Genomic DNA, 23,562 nt, shown 5'->3' with positions numbered 1-23,562 from the left:
TACATAACGTGTTGCGGGGATAGGACTCCTTATCAATTAAATAAAAAACTATGAGATTCGTATGTCTAACCCTGGGATTGCTGTGTCTGGCAGCCGGAGCTAACGCCCAGAATTCTTATCAAAGTAATAAAGTAATAGATGCATTAAATGAGCAAAATGTCCGCTCAGGCAGAGTGGCTTCACCATCGCTAACCGCTTTTAAATTATCAGATCACAGTGATCTTCAACTGGATGGATTGGTCAATGAAAGTGTATGGAACGAGATCCCAACCGCCACACAATTCACCCAGAGGTCTCCCAATGACGGGGCAACCGCCACACAGCGTACGGAAGGCCGGATCCTGTACACAAATTCACATATCTATGTGGGTATCAAAGCATTTGATTCTGCACGGGATTCCATAGTGGCACCGCTCTTTAGACGTGATGGAACTGAAATGAGTGATTGGGTTACCGTCGGGTTTGACAGTTATAACGATAAGCGAACAGCCTTCATTTTTGCGGTGAATCCACGGGGTGTGCAAAGAGATTTCATGATCATTAACGATACCAATGAAGATGATACTGGGATGCCGTTTGGGAAGCAAAAGCTCAATTAACCGATTATGGCTGGTCAGCTGAGATGAAGATCCCTTTATCTCAGCTCAGATTTAACTCAAAAGCTGATGAGCAGACCTGGGGAATTAATTTTCAGCGCAGTATAGCAAGAACCGGTGAAGAAATATTCTGGAAACCTACTTCACAGAATGCCTCTGGGATCGTATCAAATTTTGGTGACCTGAAAGGCATCAAACAACTTTCAGAACCCAGACGACTTGAGGTCATGCCTTATGTGTCAGCTGATTTTACGCGTATCCCTGATCAAACAACCTCAGATCCCTATTATCAGCGAAATGATCTCTCGGGAAGGGTTGGAGCCGACGTTAAATACGGTATTACTTCCGACTTGACACTTTCTGCAACGATCAACCCTGATTTTGGTCAGGTAGAGGCAGATCCCGCGGTCATCAATTTAACTGCCAATGAGAATTTCTATTCCGAACGTCGACCGTTCTTTTTAGAGGGCAGGGATATCTTTCAGTTTGGTGAAACCAAAACCTTTATTAGATATAACTCACCGACCCCATTTTACTCCAGAAGGATCGGTCGTTCTCCACAAGGGTCGCCAAATCGGGCAGGAGTGGATTCTGAGTACAGTACAATGCCTGACCTTACGACTATTGCAACGGCCGCAAAATTAAGCGGAAAGACCAAAAATGGTTGGTCCATCGGTTTGATGGATGCCTACACGCTTCAGGAGAATGCAGAATTTACCTCACAAAATGGGAATGACGGAACACTGGCTGTTGAACCGGCCACCAACTATCTGGTAGGCCGGGCTAAGAAGGATTTCAACAAAGGAAATACCTATTTAGGTGGATTTGCCACGGCCGTGAATCGATCACTGAATGGCCGCTATTTTGAAGACTTCCTGCACAGTTCTGCCTACGTGGGTGGCCTGGATTACGAGCACCAATTCGCTGACCAGAACTGGGTGGCGAGTGGAGCTTTTTCAATGAGCAGCGTTCATGGCAGCAGTGAAGCGATAGCAAGAACGCAACAGTCTCCGGTAAGGTATTTTAACAGAATTGATTCCGATGTGCTTTCCGTGGATCCGGCAAAAACCTCTTTACAGGGATTTTCAACTGAGATGAGCATCAAAAAGCAGGGGGGCGATGATAACTGGCTGGCAGCTTTGACCTACTCTCAATCCTCACCGGGTTACGAGATCAATGATCTTGGATTTCAGACAAGAGCAGACCTGAAATGGGTTGGTGGAGTATTAGTATATCGTGAGATCGATCCAAAATATGTCAGGTATTATGAGTTCTTTGCAGGGTATGACTCCGGCTGGAATTACGATGGCGATCAGATTAGAAACAGTGTTCTGAATGGCGGTTATATCTCGTTCAATAATCAGTGGTCATTCAACTACAACTTCGGGTATAATTTCAAGCAATATTACGACCGCATAAGCCGTGGTGGACCGGTTTTGGAACGCCCTAAAGATTGGAATCTGATCGCAAACATCAACACCGATCGCAGCAAGGATATCAGTTTCAATGTGGGAGGTAATCTGCGCAGAGAAATAGCCGGAGAATATGACAATGCCATTTGGTTCAATGTAAGATACCGTCCTACCAGTAATATTCAGCTTAGTTTTGGTCCGGAGTACAGAAATCAGGTGGATATCGATCAGTATATAACCGCGGTTGAGGATGGTAATGCAACCCATACTTACGGAAGCCGATACGTGTTTTCAGACATAGAACAACACACGGTAAGTGCTAACCTGCGCTTGAACTGGACCTTTAGCCCAACTATGAGTCTTCAGACCTACATCAGGCCGTTTGTATCCACCGGTGATTTTTCACGATTCAAGGAGGTAGCCGAACCCTATACCTACAATTATGATGTATATGGAGAAGATCTGGGTACTATTTCTGAACAAAATGGAAACTACACGGTTAATCCTGATGGAGGTAGAAGTTCATCCCCATTTACTTTTTCTGACCCGGATTTCAATTTCAGGTCACTTCAGGGTAATGCCGTTTTCAGGTGGGAATACACGCCCGGTTCAACCCTCTATTTTGTATGGCAGCAACAGCGAGAGGATTATTCAAAGATCGGTGCTTTTGATCTTGGCGATCAGCTGAATGACATCTTTGATGCCAAGCCAACCAATGTTTTCCTCATTAAGCTGAGTTATTGGTTTGGAAGCTGATGGATCCGTTTGAAAAATAAAGAACAAACAAAAGGGCATGTAGTAAGCATGCCCTTTTTTAATATGATCAAATTCAGATGCTGTGTTTAGGCGTCCGTTTTGCAGGTACTTAACCCAAAAGGAGCATAAAGCGGACAGAAGCTGATCAGACTTGTCAATACAAATACACCGGCCAGTACCAGCAATACAATACCCAGGGTTCCGGTTACGGTTCCTGTAAAGTAGAGTATTACAAAAATTGCTGCGAGAATAAATCGAATGATCTTGTCAGTAGAGCCCATGTTCTTTTTCATAGTAACCTCATCTTATTTTAGAATTAAAAGAGCCATTCAAATAAATAGACCAAACCGGTAATTATCAGAATACACAGTACACAAACGCCGATGAATTTTAGTATTTTATCCATGCAATAAATACGTTTTGCAGCGGTTTAGTAAATTTTACTCGAATACGCTCAATTTTAAACTAATTATTTATCATTAAGAAATAATGAATACACATCAGTTAACAGCAGAACAGGTAAAATCGATTCAGGCTACCTTTATTAATAAAGTGTATGGCTGGATGGCTCTTGCATTGGCTATAACAGGCTTTGTAGCCCTAAGGGTAGCGAGTACGGAGTCGCTGGTAAATGCGATCGCAAGTAATCAGATCCTGTTCTTTGGTATTATTTTAGCGGAACTTGGATTGGTGATATGGCTTTCAAGTGCCATTGAGAGTATGAATGCCACACGGGCTATTACCTTGTTTTTATTGTACTCGGCCTTGAATGGACTCACTTTTTCTGTCCTGTTTCTTATCTATACTCAGGCTTCAATTGCTTCCACCTTTTTTGTGACTGCCGGAACCTTTGGAGTGATGAGTGCCTATGGATACTTCACAAAAACGGACCTTTCCAGCTGGGGTAACATTCTGTTTATGGGATTGATCGGTATCATTATTGCCAGCGTAGTCAATATTTTCTGGCACAGTGAGATCCTGTACTGGGCGGTTACCTACATTGGTGTACTGGTATTTGTGGGACTTACAGCCTACGATACTCAGAAGATCAAACGCATGAGTCTTGAGATGGATGTGGAATCAGAGGAGGGAAGTAAGGGTGCGATCATGGGTGCTCTGGCTCTGTACCTTGATTTCATTAACATGTTTATATTCATGCTGCGCATTTTTGGAGATCGGAGATAGTTTACATTAAGTGATATTTTATTTACTCAAGCTCCTGTTTTTTTAAGCAGGAGCTTTTTTTATGGATTGAATTTTGATTGTAATTTGTATGGGTGATAAATCAATCACTATGAAAACTTCTAACAAACTAACCGAAGCTGATAAAAGCCGGATCATAGAAATGGCATGGGAAGACCGTACTCCCTTTGAAGCCATTGAATTTCAGTTCGGTCTGAATGAAGAAGAGTCCATAGAGCTGATGCGTTCTGAATTGAAAGGATCCAGTTTTAAAATGTGGAGGAAAATGGTAAGCGGCCGAAACACTAAACACCGAATGAAAAGAAAAAGCGAGGTAGATCGGTTTATGAGTCCCAAAAAATACTGAAATCGATTGGTTTGTTGTGATTTTCTAAAGAGAACTATAATGCCGTCATCAATTTTTTTGATGATTAAATTCTCATAGCTGTTATTAAATTTTTTTACCTTTGGGGTCTGTTTAAAAAAAGATAATCCGACTGCTCAAAGCTGATGAGTAACAATCACCAAAATGACAACAAAGGTTTCTGGGACCGTCTGGGTATAGGACTTTCCGGATTATGTGCTATTCATTGTTTACTGGTTCCGGTTTTTGTATCACTCATTCCACTTTGGCCGGCACTCGATGAATTCCATGAGTACACTCACCTGGTGTTTTTTCTGGCCATTGCACCCGCTGTTATATTATCTGTTAAGAACCGGAAAGACCTTAAATCAATTTCCGGCTATCTGTTTGTGGGGTTGACGATCATCTTTTTTGCCTGGCTGTTTAATGACACTCTGGGCGATTATGGTGAAGCCGGGGTGACTCTCATTGGCAGTTTGTTACTGATACGTGGCCACTGGCTGAACTACAAGAAAAAAATGGGTTTCAGTTCGTAGCTTCCTTTAAAAGTTCTGTAACCCGGTGAGCACATCCCCAGCTTAGGGTCACACCTGCACCTCCGTGACCATAATTATGTATCACCAACTTGTCACCAGTTTCTTCTGTTTCCAATCTCAATCCATTCTCATGGGAACGGGTGAACCGGTACCCAACCTTTGATCGCATTTTCGATTTTGGAGGAAGCTTACATTCAAAAGAGTGGTTCAGTATGGCTGAATGTAATTCCAGAATCTGGGCAGGTAACTTCAGGTTATCAACTGCTATGACCGGATCCTGAGATTCTTCGCCTACCCACTTTCCATGGCTATCCAAAGTACCCTTCTGCCGGCTACCTCCAAGTACCAGTCCATCCTGTCGGGAATAGCAGTACACATCCTGCTCTATGCCATTCTCACTTCGATACACCTCTTTCCCGGGTGAAAAATTATAGGAGACCACCTTTCCCTGCGGATCCCGAATTGCAGGTATACCCGGTAGGTTTAAAAGATGTCCACGGTGCAGGATCTGTTCTGAGGAATCTTCAAACAGATTCAGGCTGCCGATCTCCGTGCAGTTTATGATGATATCATATGGCAGTTCCCTAATGTCATCAGGTGAAAGAGTTTTGATCTCAAAACCCTCGATCTTTTCCAGTGTGTTTCGGATCAGTGCGGAAAAGTAGAGTGGCCAATCGGCAAAGTAAGCCGAATATCGCCACCCGGCTACTGCAGGATACTCCGGATGATCGGGATGAAATTCGTGTTTAAAATCATCAAACACCTCAAAATGGTCCATGGTTTTGGCATAAGCCGGAACGGATCTGGGGTGTGAGTAAAGTTCATAGTGCCGGTTAATTGTTACCCCCGGAAACTGTTTGTCGTGTAATTTCCCGAACCGATCTTTGCTCAACCTGAAGAGATCCCTGAGCTTATTTGAGTTGACAGTATGGGGAATGATCGAAGCGGCCGGGAAAAGACTTGAGAATTCCGGGTGAAGAGTGGCTGTTCGTGGATCATCTTTCGTTATAATATGGACAGGATATCCTGAATCTGACAAAAAGGAAGCCGTGCTTAAACCACTGACACCTGCCCCAAGCACACATATATTTTTATTGTTGAGCATAGTAAAATATAGGATCTTTTCATTTTAAAGACTTATTGAATATAGGGTCGTGAAAGTTGTATGAGCGTCCGTATTTTGGTACTTTAGGTCATCATCAATCAGGTACTGAAGGCGTGCAAAGACTCATTATAATCTTATTACTGGCGGCAGGATCCCTCTCATTCATGGCCTGCGATATGCTTACCATCAGTGATGAAGCCCTTGAATACCCAACCGTTTACTCCAAGGTGGAGTTAGGCGAACTGGAAGCTTTGAATGAAGACTATCAAGAATTGAATAACGGTCGGTTGTGCTCAACATTGAACGAATTTGGCTTTACAGGGTTCAGTGAGATTTTGTTTGTGAATGGTCAAAACCCCTGTGAGCGTAGGTTCCGTGATGTTATTCGCATTGAAATGACCAACACTGATACCTTACTTAGTGCTGCAATGCGTGTTTTATATGTAAACAGGGAATTCACCGGGGTTCAGGATCCCAGTCAGTTAAAGCTAAGATCTATGTCTCCACAACCGGGATGTATAAATTGTGGAGAGGTCGATGAATACAGTGCAAATATTGAGTGGAGCCTCACATTTGAAAATCAATATGTGGATTCTGCAGAGGTACTGGGTACGGAGATCGTCGTTTTTTTAGATGCCCTTGGGGTGAATCGGATCTGGGGTAACTGGTACCCTGACTTCAAGACTCCGGATTTTATCAATTTTGGCTATGTAGATGTGCAGGAAGAAATGACGGGTATGGAGATCGATATGGAACCATATACCGGACAGGATACCACATACATTGTGCAGGCACAGGACTTTCAGGAAATACCATCAAAGGTTCATTATCCCCGTGAAATAGATAACGGAAATGAACTTGAAATACGCACCTGCTGGGCTATTCCCATCCAATATGGAGTGAATGAAATATTTCCCGGATGGATAGCCTATGTAGACATTGAAGAGGGAATTTTAGTGAATCTGATGAGCAGAACTTCAGAGGATCAAACATTTTTCTCGGGTCAGAAAAATAAAAGTGTAACATTTAGCGACCAGCCTTCTCTTTAGTGTTAGGGTAAACAAGATTAATCTCAAGTTTTTTAAGGAAATAATACATTGGCAGAACCAGTAAAAAAGATTCTTATCGTAGAAGATGATATGATCATTTCGCTTGTAGTCGAGAATATGATCAAAAAATTAGGACACGACCTGGTTGGAAAAGCCGCTTCAGGTGAAGATGCGATCAAGCTGGCCGAGGAACACGAGCCGGATATCATTCTTATGGATATCAGATTGAAAGGTGATATAGATGGTATTGAGGCGGTTACTCGTATCAAGGAAAAGATCGATACGGCAGTCATCTACCTGACCGGAAACTCTGATAAAGTAAATTATGACAGGGCAAAGGCCACAGATTGTGTGGACCTGATCTCAAAACCGTTTACTATTGGAGAGCTGACCCGATCACTTGACCTGGTGGAATAAATTTCTAACGTATCTTTTTTAAACTTTTAACGTAGGTTCCCTTAACACAAAATGGGCAATTCTATGAGTACAAAGTTTAAAAACCTTCGAAATGACCTTGAAGACCTGGAAGATGGCTCAGGGTTGGAATTTGGGAGTGATGCTTCAGTCCCCGAACATTCGTCCGGTTCAAAGATAGCGAACTATATACTGCTGTTTGCGTTTGTTGCAACTCTTCTGTTCTATGCGGGTTCCAAGATCAACATGCCAACCTTTGATGTAAACCCTATCGAATCGTTTGTTCAGGAACTCAACCAGCCGGATGAAGACCTGCTGAACCGAATGGGCGCCTGGATGGAGGAAATGGGATATGGAGCATTGACTCAGGAACAATTGATCGACCTGAGAGCCGAAGGCGTGACAGCTACCTACACCTCTCAGATAAGAGATGTAGGCTACACAGAAGTGACACTTGATGAATTGATTGCTCTTCAAAATGCGGATGTCAGCGGTACCTTTGCGCGCATGATGAAAGAACTGGAATATGAATTAAGCATACAGGACCTCATTGATCTCAGAAATGCAGATGTTACCGCATTTTTCACCAGTAATATGATGGATCTGGGCTATACAATGGAAGAGCTTACCAAAGAAAACCTTATCAGAATGAGAAGCATTGGAGTGACACATCAACAAGCTGAAAACCTGATGAATGAGAACGGTGCCAGGCTTAGTGTAGATGAGTTGATCCGATACCGGATCAGCAATCAGTGATATTACAATTCGGAACAATTCATTTCTGAACGGTATAAAGTAATGAACTTGAATTAAACTCTATGTTAATGAAGAAGTTTGTTACAATCGTTGTTTTAATGGCCGTTACAAGCCTTTTCTCACTATCTCATGCACAGCAATATCTGATAGAGGACGGATCAGGATTCGGTCCCAAAATTGGATATTACAAAGCTCCTGATGCGGATGACGGAACCATGTTCATTGGTATTCAGTCTCGCTCAAAGGGGAAGTATTTGGGAGGTGAGTTCTCACTGGAGTACAGAGGTGAACAAACCTACACAACCACCGGTGGTGAATTGTCGGTGAAACAGGTGCCAATAACCGGATCACTGATGCTTTTTGCTCCGTTGGCCCAAAATTTTTCTCCCTATGGTTTAGCCGGACTGGGAGCCTATTATACGTTTTATGACTATGACGGGGGATTTATCAATCCCGGTGATGACTCAGAAGTTAAATTCGGGTATCACTTAGGATTTGGGGCTGATGTAGCCATCTCGGAATCAGCAGCGTTCAACATTGATTACCGATACCTGTTTTTGGATGGCAGTGACGATATCACTGATAAGGAGTTCAGTGGAAACGTTATTTCGGCCGGACTTACATTTTATTTCTAAGTGAGAACATCTATTTTGAGCCCGTATCTGAAGAGGATACGGGCTTTTTTATTTTAACCTAATTATTGAACGCAAGCATGGCGGAAATCACCTTACCTGAAGTTGAACTGAATATCTACTCTCCTAAAGATCCAACAGAAATAACCGTGGTTGAGAACTATATCTGCACTAAAGAAAGCAGCCCGAATTTTGTCCGTCACGTAACTTTTGATGTATCCGGAACCGACCTCGAAGGCAGAGTCAGGGTAGGGCAGTCGATCGGCATTCTGGCTCCGGGTGAGGATGAGCGTGGAAAACCTCATAAACTTAGGTTGTATTCTGTATCATCACCAACTGCCGGAGAAGGTGGGAAATCCCATTTGATCTCAACCACTGTGAAACGAACAATTGAGGAGATCGATGGCTCGTTATACACGGGTATTTGTTCGAATTACCTTGCTGACCTGAAGCCCGGTGATAAAGTAAAAGCAACAGGTCCAAGTGGTAAACGGTTTTTGCTGCCGGAAAACCCCGGCAATTTCAATTATGTGTTCTTTGCTACAGGCACCGGAATAGCTCCGTTCAGAGGGATGATCATGGAAATGCTGGAATCCGGTTACAATGGGGAGATCGCATTGGTGTTTGGGGCGGCCTATCGTACAGACCTGATCTATCCGGATTACTTCATGGAGATGGAGAAAAAACACGACAATTTTCATTACATCGCAAAAATTTCCCGTGAGGATCGCCGTCCCGATGGAACCAAATATTATGTTCAAACGGCCATTGAGGATGAATCAGAAGTTCTGGATCCTATCTTCAGTCAGGAAAACACCCTAATCTACATTTGTGGGATAAAAGGGATGGAGGCCGGTATTTACAGGAAACTGGCTAAAAAAGGATACCCGGAATATCTGCTCGTAAAAGGAGATTACGTGGATATGGATCCTGATGAATGGGATTGGGAAGACATGCGCCGAAAGGTAAAACCCGGCGCCCGTTGCTTCGAAGAAGTATATTAGATTATCAGGCGTGAATTTTAGTTACTCCGCCTGAAACCACAAACCGCATAAAGTTCGTTGGATCTGTCTTGATCGGTGTTACTTTATCTCTGGGCACTATATACAGATTTCCAGAAACGTTGTAAGAATGAGGGCAATACACAGCTACTTCATCTTCCAGGCCAAAGTGGGAGAGGGAATCTTCAGTAATGAACCCGAATCGTTTCATCCCAACCGGTTCACTGAATTCTACCACCACAGGTTTTGTGAATTTTTTTCGCTCACCTACAAAAGCTTCGGTCAGGTCTTTAAGCGAGTTATATACGATGTTGATAAACGGAGTTTTGGTCATCAGTTTCTCAAACAGAAAAACGATCGGCCTGGCAAAGGTTCTGGACATCAGGTAACCAAAAATGGTGGTTAGGGTAAATCCGGTAATAATGCCAAGCCCGGGTACTTCGTATTTGAACCAGCTAAAAAGCAGATCATTAAAAAGAGAATTCATCCAGATGATGGTAGAATATGCCAGATAGATGGTTACTGCAACCGGCAGAATGATGAGAATACCTCTGAAGAAATAATTTAAAATCGTTTTCATGGTCAGATCTTATGATTGTTTTTATAAAATCTAACAGGAAATACCCAAAGATGTTGGGTATAGATGAGCTATATTTTTAGGAGAAAATGAGGTCTTAACCCATTAACCGTTCAAATGTCATAAAGGCACTGCGTACGGCACCGTCCATATAACCGGGCGAGACAGGAGAAGTTTCAGCTCCTGCTAAATGAAACTTACCATCAAAGACCGAGTTTTGATACACCTTGTGCCCATTATTTTGATGTGGTAACACATGCTGATCGTAGGGGCGATAAGTGAATGGTTCATTTGCCCATACCAGTTCGTAGTATTTCATGTATGAATCTACCTGAGAACCATAATATTTACGCAATTGATTCAGGATCATGGTCTTTCTTTCTTCTCCGGAAACCGAGAAATAGCTTCCATTCAGAAACCCCTTTAAGGCAAATTGGTCGCCTTCAAAATTGGTATGGTCATACATTTCCGGTACCGGACCAACATTACTGAAAACCGTACCACTGAGTGATTCATCTAGCCAGAAAGGGGTTGGGTATGAAAAACCAAATTTTATAGACTCACCCATCCAGGTATGTGTTTGTTGCATGATGGATGTCAGTTCATCCGGTAACGAAGGTTCTGTTTGAATGGATTCAGCAAGCAGCTTAGGTGGCAGGGTAGAAACTACCTGTTTGGCTTTAAATTCCAGGTTTCGACTTATTACCCGAAGACCTTCATCCGATTTCTTGATCTTTTGGACCGGTTCATTCAGGTACAATTGACCGTCACTTAAGTATGAAACCAGAGTGTGTATTACCTTCATGGTACCGCCCCGGATGCGGTAACTGGATTCCTGATCTGAAGGCAGAGTTACGAGTTGGTGGGGGCCCATTGAACTTGGCTCATAGATGGCTTTATCTCCAAGTTTTTGTTCAAAAATTTCAATATTCAAGGCATCGAGGAGTTCCTTGAGTTTTGTATGAGCCGGCCCCAGCCATGTGGCTCCCATCTCTATGGTGTTCTGACCGTCACCGCCAACGGTGTGTATTCGGCCACCTAGTCGGTTTCGGGCCTCAACCACTACCACTTCACTGTCAGTGTTTCTGAGTAAGTAAGCCAGCGTCAAACCGGTCAGCCCGGCTCCAATGATGAGCACATATGCTTGTTTCATGCTTTGATCAGGTTTATGCTATCAATGAGCAGTTCAAAAGTAACCGGCTTTTTACAGCTGAAAAGGAACCGAATTTCTTCAATCGAATCATGATCAAAATTAGGGCGGTCCAGTTTTCTGCCACGAAAGGTTGGGTAGAGGTCACCAAGACGGATCTCAATATTCTGCCATTTCCCGGTAGTTTCGAATGAAGCTTTGTAAGAAGCCTTGTCGATGACCCTATGTTTTATTCTGAATTGGTATAAATTCCCATCACCTTTAAGACGAATTTGAATGACATCGTTAGCATCTACGGAAATCGGTTCAAACTCATATCGCACGGAAGAAAAGCCGCCATTATTTTCAGTGGATATCTCTCCGGAATAAATTCCATGTCCTTCAGGTGAGATACCAATGGAACCGTTGGATCGGCCACCCATCACCAAATCATCAACAATGTGCCAATGACTGAGGTCGGCTTGGTTTTGAAAGTTGAAGATCGTTGGCTTATTCATAGATTGGATCACTGAATTTAAGGGGTCGTTCACAGCCGTTTCATTTGATAAGATATACCGGCTGATATCTGTGCAACTAAAGCATGAGGTTTTGAAATCGTTCCTTTCTTTATATCCGGCCTTCAGTACTATTCTTCAGATGACTTTTCATTCGCATATTTGAACAAAAATGCTGACACCATATACCACGTGATAAAGAACCCATTCACGGCAACGATCTCCGGGACTGAGCTGTATGGGAGTTCATGCATACCTGTAATTAATGCGGCAACAGTTAGAATTAGCTGAGTGGCAGCCATTGCAAACAGGGTAAGTGATAACCTGAAGGCTTTTAATCGTGAGGCAAATAATCCAATGATACCCACAAAGATCACCAAAAAATATAGTGCGTTGAAGTCGTTATTTTCTGAGCCGATGATCCCTACGGCACCATTTACCCAGATCAGAAACAAACCACTTCCCAAAGCACTGGCTGATGCGATCTTGAAAAGATTTGAAGAGGTGTTTCGTGTTACGACCTTAAAAGTTAGTCCGGTTCCAAAGATAAGGGTTCCGGCAAAGAGGAAGTCAGTGAAGGTCCAGTTGACTTCGGTACTGAATTGCATTGAGATGAAAGGGATCAAGAGCAGGCAAATGGTCGTAAAGGCGATGTAAAGTAAGTGTCGGGTAAAGTTATTTTCAGTTGTCATGATAAGGTTCCTTTTTTAATACGGTGCACTTTGAAATGCAAAGTGAAGGGTTAAAATTTTTAGTTTTTGGTATTGTTCGTTTTATAGCGGATCAGGCCAAACCAGATGGCTCCACCAATAATAAGTGCCAGAGGCAAGGCTCCCGGTTCATCTTCCACAATGATCATGTAAGTCATGAGGGCAAGCCCCAGGAGTATGATCAAAAGTGAGATGGTGAGTTGTGATTTTGATCGGTCCATGATCGTTTAGTTTATTTTTGAGTGTTAATGATCTGTTCCATCACATTCAGGTAGTCATTGAAAGCCTTTCTGCCTTCGGGTGTCATGGAATATCGGGTATTGGGTTTGTTATCTATAAAGGATTTCTGCACCTCCACAAAATCTTCCTTCTCTAACTTTTTGATATGAGTGGCCAGATTTCCATCTGTCACGTTCAGAAATTCCTTTAGTGCCGTGAAATCAAGAGCGTCGTTAACAGCCAGGGCTGACATAATGCCCAACCTGACGCGACTCTCAAATGCTTTATGTAGATCGTCGAATGAGATTTTCACAACGTATCACCGCTCGTACCTTAAATGCATGAAAATTCCATAAAGGATGTGTACAAGGCCAAAGCCTAATGCCCAGAATAGGAGTCCAAATTCTATGTAAGTCAGATTCAGAAGACCGAGTAACATCTGGAACAATCCCATGATCCTTACTTCTTTCACGGTATAGAATCCGGCATTAAATAATGAGAGTCCATAGAACAAAAGGGTCAGCGGAGCGATCAACCCAAGTAAACTTCTGGAGATAAGGATCACGATAAGAAACCCTCCGGCAAAGAGCGGAACCGACATGCTCGAAAGCATTTTACGGGAAGTGGGGTTCCAGGCTTTTTCATCTCGTTTACCAGCTTTCCGGTAGGAATCAAAAATGGCACCTACCAAAGCAACAACCAAAACACCAAGTGACAGCCATATTAGTGTTGTGAGATCAGGGTATGGGTATAAGATCTCATCCGGCCTGAATTCCATGGCAAAATGAGCAATACCTGCACCTGCTAAAGCGGCCATACCGGCTATGATGCCTGCCCATCCTGAAAGGGACAAAAATTTGGAAGATCGCTCCATCATGGAACGGATCTCAGCAATATCCTGAATGTAATCTTGTTGGTCTTTCATAAAAAGTACTTTTTATTTAAAAGTACAATTGAGTTTTATGTTTTGCAATAAGGCAGAAAAAAATTTTTGCCCGGTTGGTTTTTTGCAGAGATCGTTAACCAAACATTGGGCTTGGCGCTAGTTTCAACACATTTGGACCTGGTGGTCCATAGTTGCATTCCCAACGGGGTCGTTGGGAACGAGGTTAAATTATTAAACGATAATTCGGTCCATCGGTCCATCGGTCCATCGCAAATCCAGCCCATTTATTTTCGTTGAACCGATTTGCGAATAACGATCAACGAATCGCAAACCAAACATGAGTTCAAACCATATTTTTCCTATCTTTAAGGCTCTGTAAAATTCAACACTCACACATCAAAATTAATGTCTCACAAGACTTCCGCTCAGATCCGTCAGGAATTTTTCGATTTCTTTGCTGAAAAAGATCACGCTATTGTTGACAGTGCTCCTGTAGTTCCCAAAAATGACCCCACTTTGTTGTTCACCAATGCAGGAATGAATCAGTTCAAATCCATTTTTCTGGGTGAGGAAGATGCCCTAAAACATGATGGCAAGCTTTGGAAGCGTGCAGCTGATACCCAAAAATGTATCCGTGTTAGCGGTAAGCATAATGATCTCGAAGAAGTGGGGCACGACACCTATCACCACACCCTTTTTGAGATGCTGGGTAACTGGTCATTTGGTGATTATTTCAAAAAAGAGGCTATTGGCTGGGCGTGGGAATTATTGGTGGACAAATGGGGACTCGACCCCGACCGCCTTTACGCTACGGTCTTTGAAGGGGATGAAGCCGATGGTCTGCCGGCAGATGACGAAGCCGTTGAATTATGGAAAAGTGAAACGAACATCAACCACGACCACATCCTGAAGTGCAGCAAAAAAGACAACTTCTGGGAAATGGGGGAAACCGGTCCGTGCGGACCTTGTTCAGAGGTTCACATCGACCTTCGTTCTGATGAAGAGCGTAAAGAAAAACCCGGTCGTGATCTTGTGAATATGGACGACCCCCGGGTGATGGAAATCTGGAACCTGGTATTCATTCAATTCAACCGTAAGCCGGATACTTCACTCGAAAAATTACCTGCTCAGCACGTGGATACCGGAATGGGTTTTGAGCGCATTTGTGCCGTGCTGCAAAATAAAACCTCCAACTACGATACGGATGTCTTCACTCCGGTGATCAATGAGATCGCTGAGATGGCCGGTTTGACCTATGGAGAAAATGAAGAAAAAGACATCGCTATGAGGGTGATCGCAGATCATATTCGTGCGGTGACCTTCTCCATTGCGGATGGAGCTTCTCCCGGAAATGAAGGGCGAGGTTTTGTGATCCGCCGAATTTTGCGTCGGGCTATTCGCTACGGATGGGATGTACTTAACTTCAAAGAGCCATTCTTCAATAAACTGGTGGATGTATTAGCTGAGCAATTCAAGGACGTGTTCCCGGAGATCAAAGCTCAGAAAGATTACATTGTGAATGTGATCCGTTCGGAAGAAAAGAGCTTTCTTAAAACATTGGGTCAGGGAATTGAGCTATTCAATGAAATGGTGGAAGGGAAAAAGAAACTTTCAGGTGAGGAAGCATTCAAACTTCACGATACCTATGGATTTCCTATTGACCTGACCGAGCTGATGGCTCGGGAACGGGGAGTGGAAGTGGACGTTGAGGAATTCAATAGGCACATGAAAGCTCAGAAAGAACGTGCCCGTGCAGCCGGTAAGTTCTCAGTGGATCAGAGTGATTCCAGATCCTGGAATGTGATCAACGAATCGGATGATTTTGAGTTTGTTGGTTATGATGATGCTGAAGCGGAAGTCGAGATTCTTGCTTACAGAAAAGAAGGTGAGCGATTTGCCCTTCAACTGTCTAAAACTCCGTTTTATGCAGAAAGCGGTGGTCAGGTAGCTGATACCGGATTGATAACCAATGGAGACGATTATATCAAAGTGGTGGATGTTCAAAAGAACAATGGACAGTTCATACATTACGTAGAGACACTACCTGAAGACTTATCCGGAACATGGATCGCATCTATTGACCTGGATCGAAGAATAGAAATTCAGAAACATCACTCAGCCACGCACCTGGTTCATGCTGCACTGCGCGGAATTCTCGGGGATCATGTGGCTCAGAAAGGCTCGCTGGTGGATGAACATCATCTGCGTTTTGACTTTTCTCATTTCGAAGCCATGACCGACGAGCAACTGGACGAAGTGGAGCAGTTGGTAAACGAGAAGATACAGGATAACATCCCGCTGCAGGAAGAACGCAATGTGCCTATAAATGAAGCTAAAGAACGCGGCGCCATGATGTTGTTTGGTGAAAAATATGGTGAATCCGTTCGGGTGATCACATTTGATGAAGATTATTCTGTAGAATTGTGCGGTGGTACGCATGTGGGAGCTACCGGTGAGATCGGTTATTTTCGCTTTACACAGGAAACCTCTGTGGCTGCGGGTATTCGCCGGATCGAGGCCGTCTGTGGAACTCAGGCGGATAAAGTGCTCCGTGATGAAAAGAAGTTATTGCAGCAGGTAAAAGGAGCGATCGGACAAACTCAGGATCTGGCTGCCGATGTATTGAAGCTGATCGAGGAAAAGAAAGCGCTCGAAAAAGAGCTGGAAAAAGTGCAAATGCAGAATACCGGTGCCAAGCTGGATGAATTGATCCGGGATGCCGGCTCACTTGGATCAGGTATTAACCTGGTGAAAGGTGAGATCGCAGGTGCTGATATGGATGCCCTTAAACAACTCGGTTACGATGGCATACAGAAAACAAAGAAGAATACGGCCATTGTGCTTGGCAGTAAAGATGAGGAAGAAGGCAAAGTGTACCTGATGGTGGCCCTGACGGAAGACCTTATCAAGGATAAAGGTTTGAAGGCCGGCGCATTGGTTGGTCAGCTCGGAAGACTTGTTGGCGGAGGTGGAGGCGGTCAGCCTAACCTGGCAACGGCCGGAGGACGTCAACCCGAAAAGCTAACTGAAGCCCTCGAAAAAGTGAATGAATTGATCGAGGAATCTATTCAGTAAATGAGTTTAAAATAGCTTTAAAAGTTGTCATCCTGAGCGCAAGGAAGTTTGAATTGAATGAAGTTGTAATCCGCGAAGGATCTCCAAGATAACATTCTTGCAAGTGGTAGAATTTGAGATCCCTCGTGTTAGTTACTATAAACCTATAATATTTTACAGCACTCGGGATGACAATTTAATTATCCTTGATAGACACCAATTTTAACTACTGGCATCAAATCACAAAATCTTCATAAATAATGGATATATTTGCACCCCTTTGATGCAAAGAATGATCAAGAAAACATATTATGGCTAAAAAGAAAAAAGACGATATAAACTTTGCCCCGCGGGGTAGAGGAACTGAAAAAGACGGTGCCGTTCAAAAAGGTGTCGATCTTCCAAAACCCACAAAGAAAAAGCATAAATCATTAGGCTTAACTGAGGATAACCTCAAAGCCATGTATGAGCAAATGTATCTTCAGCGACGTTTTGAAGAACGTGCCATGCAGCAATATCAAAAAGGAAAATTTGGAGGTTTTCTTCACCTTTATATTGGTCAGGAAGCCGTATCCACCGGTACGGTGTTTGCACTGAATGATGATGATGATATCATTACTGCTTATCGTGATCACGGCTGGGGATTATGCCGTGGTATCACAGCTAACGAAGGAATGGCTGAGCTTTTTGGTAAAAAGACAGGATGTTCCAAAGGTAAAGGCGGTTCCATGCACTTTGCCAAAACTGAAAACCATTTCTGGGGCGGTTACGGTATTGTAGGTGGTCACATTCCTATTGGTGGCGGACTCGCATTTGCCAACAAATACAACCAGAACGGCCGAATTTCAGCTACATTCTTTGGGGATGGAGCCGTTGACCAGGGAGCACTTCACGAGACTTTCAATATTGCAAACCTTTGGGGACTGCCGGCTATTTTTGCGGTAGAAAACAATGGTTACTCAATGGGTACGGCTGCACGTCGCCACACAGTGACTGAGATCGTTGATCGTGCCAAAGCTTATGGAATGAAGAGTAAAGTAGTGAACGGAATGGATGTATTTTCCGTGTACGAAGCTATGAAAGAGGTTTCAGAAGAAGTTCGAGAAAACTCAGAACCCTATTTCCTTGAGATCAGAACGTATCGTTACCGGGGTCATTCCATGTCAGATCCTCAGAAATACCGAACCAAAGAGGAACTGGACGAATATCAAAAAATAGATCCTATTGAGCGTCTTAAGACTTATTTGAAAGACAATAAGATCATGAAAGACGAGGAAATTCAGGAAATAGAGGACAAGGTAGAACAGGAAGTACTCGATGCCGTTGAATTTGCGGATAACTCAGATTTCCCAGATGAGTCCGAACTGTATGACGACATGTTCGCCGAAGAAGAACCATATTTCCACAACTAATTTTAAAGACACAGAGATAGAGTAATGGCAGAATTACAATTCAGAGAAGCAATACGTGAGGCAATTGACGAGGAAATGGCCCGTGAAGAGAAAGTCTTCATTATGGGTGAAGAAGTTGCCGAGTATAACGGTGCTTACAAGGTAACAGAAGGACTTTTAGATAAATACGGTTACAAGCGCGTGATCGATACCCCGATCTCAGAGCTTGGGTTTTCCGGAATCGGAGTGGGTGCCGCAATGAACGGACTTCGTCCCATTGTGGAATTCATGACCTTTAACTTTGCGGTTCTGGCTGCCGATCAGATCATTAACCACGCATCAAAAGCAGGCTACATGACCGGTGGACAAATTACCATGCCGATCGTATTCCGTGGAGCAAATGCATCAGCGGGTCAGTTAGGAGCCACACACTCCGTGGCATTCGACTCCATGTATGCCCATTTTCCCGGCCTTAAGGTGATCTATACATCAGAACCTGATGATGCCAAAGGACTTCTTAAGTCTGCTATCCGTGATGACAATCCGGTATTGTTTATGGAATCTGAGCAGATGTATGGAATGAAAGGTGAGGTATCAGAAGAAGAGGACTACATCATCCCGATCGGGAAAGGAAAAGTAAAACGTGAGGGAAGCGACGTGACCGTTGTAGCTCATGGTAAAATGTATCATGTGGCCAAGCAGGCAGCCGCGCAGCTTGAGAAAGACGGAGTGGATGTGGAGATCATCGATCCAAGAACCGTGAAACCACTTGACCTGCCACTGATCGTGGAATCAATTAAAAAGACCAATCGTTGTGTGGTAGTGGATGAAGCGCATCCGTTTGCCGGATTTGCAGCCGAGATCGGATTTTTAATTCAGCGTGAAGCATTCGATTATTTGGATGCTCCGGTTCAGCGAGTTACACTTCCTGATGTGAATGCACCGTTCGCCAAGAACCTTCTGGACGCCTGGTTACCAAGTCCGAAGAATGTGATCGATGCTGTCAATCAGGTTACTTACAGGAATTAAGGTGAAAAGTGAATGGTCAAAAGTGAAAAGCTTTGGAGATATACTTTTCACTTTTGCGTTTTGCCTTTTCACCAATAAATTATCAGAAGAACAGAATTAGAAATTACTTACTCAACAGTTTAGATAAAAGATTATGGCGATTAAGATAGAAATGCCGAAGCTTAGCGATACCATGGAAGAAGGGGTGATCGCTTCGTGGAATGTAGAAGAAGGAGATAAGGTAGAGGCCGGTGATATAATAGCCGAGGTAGAAACCGATAAGGCCACCATGGAAGTGGAAGCCTTTGACGAAGGAACGGTACTTAAAATTCTTGTGGATGCCGGTGATGCAGTTCCTTTAGGGGGACTGATGGCCGTTCTGGGTGAGGAAGGAGAAGATATTTCCGATATCCTTGAAGGAGCCGGTTCTTCAGGTTCCGGTAAGGCTGAAGCCAAGGATTCTTCCTCAGAAGAAAAAGAAGAGTCGTCAACATCAGGTGGCAGTACAACCCTGACCTCTCCAAGATCAGATTCAGGAGACTCATCCTCGAGTTCTGATGATGGACGCATCAAGGCGTCGCCGCTTGCCAGAAAAATGGCAGAAGATAAAGGCATTGAGCTTTCAAGGGTTGATGGATCCGGGCCAAATGGGCGGATCATCAAAGCCGATATTGAAAATTATAAGGAAAGTGCACAGCCTGCGGCAGCAGTTGCTTCTACTCAAGGATTTGAAAGCCTGGAGAGTAAGGAAGTTAAGGTCTCTCAGATGAGAAAGACCATTGCCCGTCGCTTATCAGAAAGCAAGTTTACGAACCCGCATTTCTATGAAACTATCGATATTGACATGAAAGCGGCTATTGCAGCACGCAAGTCAATGAATGAAGCCAATGATGTGAAGATCAGCTTCAATGATATTGTAGTTAAAGCTTGCTCCATCGCTTTAACGCGTCATCAGGCTGTGAACAGCTCATGGCACGGCGATGTGATCAAAGAGCACGGAGATGTGCATGTAGCGGTTGCTGTGGCTATTGACGAAGGATTGATGACCCCGGTTATCCGTCATTCTGACAAAAAAGGCCTGTTACAGATCTCATCCGAGACAAGAGAATTGGCAGGACTGGCGCGTGACCGCAAGTTACAGCCTGAGCAAATGGAAGGCAGTACTTTCACCATCAGTAACCTGGGGATGTTTGGCATTGAGGAGTTCACCGCCATCATCAACCCACCGAATGCATGTATCTTAGCCGTTGGAGCTATCCGTGACGTACCGGTGGTGGAGAATGGAGAAGTGGTTCCCGGCAAGCGTATGAAAGTGACGCTATCCTCCGACCACCGTATCGTGGATGGAGCCAAAGCCGCAGAATTCCTGAATACCGTTAAGAATCTGCTGGAAAATCCACTTTCGATGTTGCTGTAAAAAATACTGCAATCAAAGTTATTAAAAGCCCCGCATTTGAATAAAATGCGGGGCTTTTTTTTGTATCTAGTTGAAGCAATTGAATGGAACACGGATTGGGCGGATGATTACCGGTTATTAGTTATCAGGTATTGCCAATTACAATATGGTGAATGTCTAAGATCTAGCCTTAAACAAAAACCGTCTCATTCTGATTTTAAAATTCAATTACATCTTCTTAAAACTTCTCAGGTTTTTTTACGTAATTGAGGCTCAACCATTAACCAAGAAAATATCTTATGAGAATGAGACTTCTATTACTATCGGGCATAGTGCTTATAAGTGGTATGCTCCAATTTGCAAATGCACAGACTTCGCAAGAGATCGACGTACAGGAAACCATAGACCGGCTTTTTGTGGGAATGTCAGAAAGTGACAGCAGTGTTGTCGCTTCAGCTTTTAAAAGGGATGCCATCATGCAGACCATCAGAACCCATGAAGATGGCAGTGTGAGTGTTGCGGGCGGAGATTTGAGCCAGTTTCTCATTAGGATCAATGAGGCTGAACCCGGAGTATTAAATGAAAAACTGAAGGGGTATGAAATTAAAATAGACGGTGATCTTGCCTCAGCCTGGACACCCTATGAGTTCTATGTAGGCGAAGAGTTTTCCCATTGTGGGGTGAACTCATTTCAGTTGGTCAAGACCGATGATGACTGGAAGATCTTTCATATTGTGGATACCAGGCGCAGAGATAATTGCAACTAATTTCCAACCATAGGACAACTAATGTTACTTACACATCACTGAAATTATTTACTTACATGAGAAATCTAATCACACTGCTTGTAGTTATGGTATTTGGAGTTCAAATAGCCACAGCCCAGGTAACTGAGGAACAACGTCAGCGGGATGTTCAAACCATTGATAACCTGATCGAAGCTCTGTACGCTTCCATTTCAGGAGAGAAAGGTGAGCCGAGAGACTGGGATCGGTTCAGGAATTTAATGCTGCCGGGTTCAAGGCTTATTCCAACGTCGAGTGGAGAAGAAGGGAAAAATGGCTATCAGGTCTTAAGGCCGGAAGAGTTTATTACCAATACCGATCCATACTTTGTCGAGAATGGGTTCTATGAGTACGAGTTACACAGGGAGGAGCAGCATTACGGGCGTATCGTACATGTGATGAGCACCTATGGCTCAAAACGCAGTGAGTCAGATGCTGAACCGTTCAACAAGGGGATCAACAGTATTCAGCTCTTTAATGATGGTGAGCGCTGGTGGGTGGTTACCATATACTGGGCTCATGAATCTGAAGATAATCCGATTCCCGAACGTTATAGCGGAAATTGATCAGTTTCCGGAGCTAAGCAGCTTATCAATCAGTTCTGCCTTATCAGGATCTACATGCATGCCGAAAGAAAGGATGAGTGTTCCCTTAATACCATCCTTTGATCTAATGGCATGAACCGTAGATTCACTTCCGGGATCCGTTCCGACATCAAAACTGTGAGATTCTACTATACTGAGATCTTTGGGGTCATACTCTGCCTGTAATTCATGGCAGGTGATGCAATGATCTTTCATTTCGAATGTATGATCATAACCATTCTCTTTGAGAGATTCGACGGCGTCGGCTAAGTCTTTGTACATAAGCGTGTTACTTAATTAGTTCACTATAATATACAAAATAAAAAAGCCGCTCGTTCAAGCGGCTTTTTGCAAAAATAGAGCTGTAAAAAAAATTAGCCTTTATTTTTGATGTCCTGGATCTCAAGGCGAATTTCCTGGGCCAATTTTTTTAGATCCTGAAGGCCTTTGCGTGCACGTGTACCGGCAGCTTTGTTGCCTTTGTCGTAGAATTTTTCCATTTCAACTGCGGTTTCTTCTACGAGATTTTTGATTTCTTCAACTCTGCTCATTAATAGCTCCGTTAAATTATTATTGGTTAAAATTTTCTGTTTTCAGAAAGTGCGTTGAAGCTATTCAATCGGGGGTATTGAGTCAAATTAAAAGTGCAGTTTTTTGTCTAAAAATGAACTTTTTATCCTTTTATCAGAACATTTCACCTTTTTTTATCGAAATCTGAGTGAAGTTATAACGAAATCCCAGGATTTATCGAAAATTATTGGGACTAAAAGGGTTAAGTCAACGGGAAATTCCCGTGCCAATTTATTTTCTGAGTGAGTCTGAGGTGAAATTAAAAGGCAACAGGTCATTCATAAAATGTTCTGAGGTTGTATGGTCAGCATGATGAAGGATCAGCTTGTTGATCGGCATAAATTCTGTAATGACCTGTCGGCATGCGCCACACGGACTGCTAACCTGTCCCTTACGGGTATGAATCTCGAGCCTTTCAAATTCCGTTATGCCGGCCGTAATAGCTTTCGCGAAGGTAACGCGTTCGGCACAAAGTCCCCGGGTCCAATCACTTACTTCAATATTCACCCCTTCGAAATAACCATTCTGTGTAAATAAAAGAGCTGACACGGGAAAATCAGAATTTGGAACCACCGCTCGTTGAAGCAATCCCTTAAGCTTCACGGAAGCATCGATTTGAGGATCTGTTTTAAAGAGATCTTCTGCATTATCCGTAGGTAATTCGGCTCTGTAGATCAATTCAAGATCAAATTCCTTTTGCCAGAAATCCAGCTGCTCATAATCGTGATCGTTAAGGTATAATTTAGAAGGAATGTCTCCCTCACTGAGGCAGATCGCACATGCCGCCTGAACGGCAGGAATGGTCAGAGGATAAGATATATTCTCAATTCTGACACCGGAGTAGAATTTACCCGATTTGCTTTCAATCACACAGGTTCTTGGTGCGTGAGAATAGGGGACGTAGGAATGTTCAATAGGAGTATCTGACATAAAAT

28 protein-coding genes are annotated in these 23,562 nt (G+C 43.4%); 16 read left to right on the top strand and 12 right to left on the bottom strand.

What is annotated here, in order from left to right; all coding sequences use genetic code 11:
- Positions 1-50 precede the first annotated feature (50 nt).
- Together C3B73_RS14065 and C3B73_RS04525 are read left to right on the top strand one after the other, a co-directional pair.
- Positions 51-599, top strand: coding sequence for a carbohydrate binding family 9 domain-containing protein (locus C3B73_RS14065; protein ID WP_232802996.1), 549 nt, complete (start codon positions 51-53; stop codon positions 597-599).
- A gap of 23 nt (positions 600-622) precedes the next feature.
- Positions 623-2,764, top strand: a complete 2,142-nt coding sequence (locus C3B73_RS04525) for a DUF5916 domain-containing protein (protein ID WP_232802995.1) — start codon at positions 623-625, stop codon at positions 2,762-2,764.
- Between the two features lie 86 nt (positions 2,765-2,850).
- On the opposite strand, the gene C3B73_RS04520 is transcribed toward C3B73_RS04525, so the two are convergent.
- The gene (locus C3B73_RS04520) at positions 2,851-3,057 is read right to left on the bottom strand and encodes a YgaP family membrane protein (protein WP_103664449.1); all 207 of its coding nucleotides are present in this window, start codon (positions 3,055-3,057) and stop codon (positions 2,851-2,853) included.
- Between the two features lie 196 nt (positions 3,058-3,253).
- On the opposite strand from C3B73_RS04520, the gene C3B73_RS04515 reads away from it, so the two are divergent.
- From C3B73_RS04515 to C3B73_RS04505, 3 genes are all read left to right on the top strand, one after another.
- Positions 3,254-3,949 carry a Bax inhibitor-1/YccA family protein gene (locus tag C3B73_RS04515; protein ID WP_103664448.1) on the top strand — a complete coding sequence of 232 codons (696 nt, stop codon included), beginning with the start codon at positions 3,254-3,256 and terminating at the stop codon, positions 3,947-3,949.
- A 109-nt stretch (positions 3,950-4,058) separates the two neighbouring features.
- Positions 4,059-4,313: a TIGR03643 family protein gene (locus tag C3B73_RS04510; RefSeq protein WP_103664447.1), complete on the top strand. Its 255-nt coding sequence runs from the start codon at positions 4,059-4,061 to the stop codon at positions 4,311-4,313.
- A gap of 143 nt (positions 4,314-4,456) precedes the next feature.
- Positions 4,457-4,846 (top strand): MerC domain-containing protein, encoded by a 390-nt coding sequence (locus tag C3B73_RS04505; protein WP_103664446.1) that lies wholly within the window; start codon positions 4,457-4,459, stop codon positions 4,844-4,846.
- Here the strand turns inward: C3B73_RS04505 and C3B73_RS04500 are convergent.
- On the bottom strand, positions 4,836-5,951 hold the full coding sequence (locus tag C3B73_RS04500) for an FAD-dependent oxidoreductase (protein WP_103664445.1): 1,116 nt from the start codon (positions 5,949-5,951) through the stop codon (positions 4,836-4,838). The genes C3B73_RS04505 and C3B73_RS04500 overlap by 11 nt on opposite strands.
- A 164-nt stretch (positions 5,952-6,115) precedes the next feature.
- On the opposite strand from C3B73_RS04500, the gene C3B73_RS04495 reads away from it, so the two are divergent.
- The 5 genes from C3B73_RS04495 to C3B73_RS04475 all read left to right on the top strand — a co-directional run bounded on the left by C3B73_RS04495 (position 6,116) and on the right by C3B73_RS04475 (position 9,806).
- Complete coding sequence (locus C3B73_RS04495) at positions 6,116-7,000, top strand: hypothetical protein (RefSeq protein WP_157939426.1); 885 nt, start codon at positions 6,116-6,118, stop codon at positions 6,998-7,000.
- A 48-nt stretch (positions 7,001-7,048) separates the two neighbouring features.
- A complete protein-coding gene (locus C3B73_RS04490) occupies positions 7,049-7,417 on the top strand; it encodes a response regulator (RefSeq protein WP_103664443.1) in 369 nt (122 codons plus the stop codon).
- 63 nt (positions 7,418-7,480) lie between these two features.
- Positions 7,481-8,170, top strand: a complete 690-nt coding sequence (locus C3B73_RS04485; protein ID WP_103664442.1) for a hypothetical protein — start codon at positions 7,481-7,483, stop codon at positions 8,168-8,170.
- 68 nt (positions 8,171-8,238) lie between these two features.
- Positions 8,239-8,805 (top strand): outer membrane protein, encoded by a 567-nt coding sequence (locus tag C3B73_RS04480; protein WP_103664441.1) that lies wholly within the window; start codon positions 8,239-8,241, stop codon positions 8,803-8,805.
- A gap of 77 nt (positions 8,806-8,882) precedes the next feature.
- Positions 8,883-9,806 (top strand): FAD-binding oxidoreductase, encoded by a 924-nt coding sequence (locus C3B73_RS04475; protein WP_103664440.1) that lies wholly within the window; start codon positions 8,883-8,885, stop codon positions 9,804-9,806.
- Between the two features lie 4 nt (positions 9,807-9,810).
- On the opposite strand, the gene C3B73_RS04470 is transcribed toward C3B73_RS04475, so the two are convergent.
- From C3B73_RS04470 to C3B73_RS04440, 7 genes are all read right to left on the bottom strand, one after another.
- Positions 9,811-10,383, bottom strand: coding sequence for a DUF502 domain-containing protein (locus tag C3B73_RS04470; protein WP_103664439.1), 573 nt, complete (start codon positions 10,381-10,383; stop codon positions 9,811-9,813).
- Positions 10,384-10,477: 94 nt separating this feature from the next.
- Positions 10,478-11,533 (bottom strand): flavin monoamine oxidase family protein, encoded by a 1,056-nt coding sequence (locus C3B73_RS04465; RefSeq protein ID WP_103664438.1) that lies wholly within the window; start codon positions 11,531-11,533, stop codon positions 10,478-10,480.
- The gene (locus C3B73_RS04460) at positions 11,530-12,027 is read right to left on the bottom strand and encodes a CIA30 family protein (protein ID WP_103664437.1); all 498 of its coding nucleotides are present in this window, start codon (positions 12,025-12,027) and stop codon (positions 11,530-11,532) included. The genes C3B73_RS04465 and C3B73_RS04460 overlap by 4 nt, the downstream gene beginning before the upstream one ends.
- Before the next feature lie 128 nt (positions 12,028-12,155).
- Positions 12,156-12,716 carry a hypothetical protein gene (locus C3B73_RS04455; protein ID WP_103664436.1) on the bottom strand — a complete coding sequence of 187 codons (561 nt, stop codon included), beginning with the start codon at positions 12,714-12,716 and terminating at the stop codon, positions 12,156-12,158.
- 59 nt (positions 12,717-12,775) lie between these two features.
- Positions 12,776-12,955, bottom strand: a complete 180-nt coding sequence (locus C3B73_RS04450) for a hypothetical protein (RefSeq protein ID WP_103664435.1) — start codon at positions 12,953-12,955, stop codon at positions 12,776-12,778.
- Between the two features lie 11 nt (positions 12,956-12,966).
- Positions 12,967-13,266 carry a winged helix-turn-helix domain-containing protein gene (locus C3B73_RS04445; RefSeq protein WP_103664434.1) on the bottom strand — a complete coding sequence of 100 codons (300 nt, stop codon included), beginning with the start codon at positions 13,264-13,266 and terminating at the stop codon, positions 12,967-12,969.
- A 6-nt stretch (positions 13,267-13,272) separates the two neighbouring features.
- Positions 13,273-13,878 (bottom strand): hypothetical protein, encoded by a 606-nt coding sequence (locus C3B73_RS04440; RefSeq protein WP_103664433.1) that lies wholly within the window; start codon positions 13,876-13,878, stop codon positions 13,273-13,275.
- A gap of 366 nt (positions 13,879-14,244) precedes the next feature.
- On the opposite strand from C3B73_RS04440, the gene alaS reads away from it, so the two are divergent.
- From alaS to C3B73_RS04410, 6 genes are all read left to right on the top strand, one after another.
- Entirely contained in the window at positions 14,245-16,914 is a 2,670-nt protein-coding gene (alaS, locus tag C3B73_RS04435) for an alanine--tRNA ligase (RefSeq protein ID WP_103664432.1), read from the top strand.
- A 290-nt stretch (positions 16,915-17,204) separates the two neighbouring features.
- Positions 17,205-18,305: a pyruvate dehydrogenase (acetyl-transferring) E1 component subunit alpha gene (gene pdhA / locus C3B73_RS04430; RefSeq protein WP_103664431.1), complete on the top strand. Its 1,101-nt coding sequence runs from the start codon at positions 17,205-17,207 to the stop codon at positions 18,303-18,305.
- Between the two features lie 24 nt (positions 18,306-18,329).
- Positions 18,330-19,313, top strand: a complete 984-nt coding sequence (locus tag C3B73_RS04425; protein ID WP_103664430.1) for a pyruvate dehydrogenase complex E1 component subunit beta — start codon at positions 18,330-18,332, stop codon at positions 19,311-19,313.
- A gap of 133 nt (positions 19,314-19,446) precedes the next feature.
- On the top strand, positions 19,447-20,709 hold the full coding sequence (locus C3B73_RS04420; protein WP_103664429.1) for a pyruvate dehydrogenase complex dihydrolipoamide acetyltransferase: 1,263 nt from the start codon (positions 19,447-19,449) through the stop codon (positions 20,707-20,709).
- Positions 20,710-20,993: 284 nt separating this feature from the next.
- Complete coding sequence (locus C3B73_RS04415) at positions 20,994-21,455, top strand: nuclear transport factor 2 family protein (RefSeq protein WP_103664428.1); 462 nt, start codon at positions 20,994-20,996, stop codon at positions 21,453-21,455.
- 56 nt (positions 21,456-21,511) lie between these two features.
- Positions 21,512-22,039: a hypothetical protein gene (locus tag C3B73_RS04410; protein WP_103664427.1), complete on the top strand. Its 528-nt coding sequence runs from the start codon at positions 21,512-21,514 to the stop codon at positions 22,037-22,039.
- On the opposite strand, the gene C3B73_RS04405 is transcribed toward C3B73_RS04410, so the two are convergent.
- The 3 genes from C3B73_RS04405 to C3B73_RS04395 form a co-directional block, all read right to left on the bottom strand.
- Positions 22,040-22,339: a hypothetical protein gene (locus C3B73_RS04405; RefSeq protein WP_103664426.1), complete on the bottom strand. Its 300-nt coding sequence runs from the start codon at positions 22,337-22,339 to the stop codon at positions 22,040-22,042.
- Between the two features lie 92 nt (positions 22,340-22,431).
- Positions 22,432-22,608: a histone H1 gene (locus C3B73_RS04400; RefSeq protein ID WP_103664425.1), complete on the bottom strand. Its 177-nt coding sequence runs from the start codon at positions 22,606-22,608 to the stop codon at positions 22,432-22,434.
- Between the two features lie 250 nt (positions 22,609-22,858).
- On the bottom strand, positions 22,859-23,557 hold the full coding sequence (locus tag C3B73_RS04395) for a cytidine deaminase (RefSeq protein ID WP_103664424.1): 699 nt from the start codon (positions 23,555-23,557) through the stop codon (positions 22,859-22,861).
- Positions 23,558-23,562 lie beyond the last annotated feature (5 nt).

The sequence above is a fragment of the Gracilimonas amylolytica genome (assembly GCF_002911695.1).
GTDB classification, from domain to species: Bacteria; Bacteroidota; Rhodothermia; order Balneolales; family Balneolaceae; genus Gracilimonas; species Gracilimonas amylolytica.
Note: the sequence above shows the minus strand (reverse complement) of the source record. Positions and strands in the feature narration are given on the sequence as shown.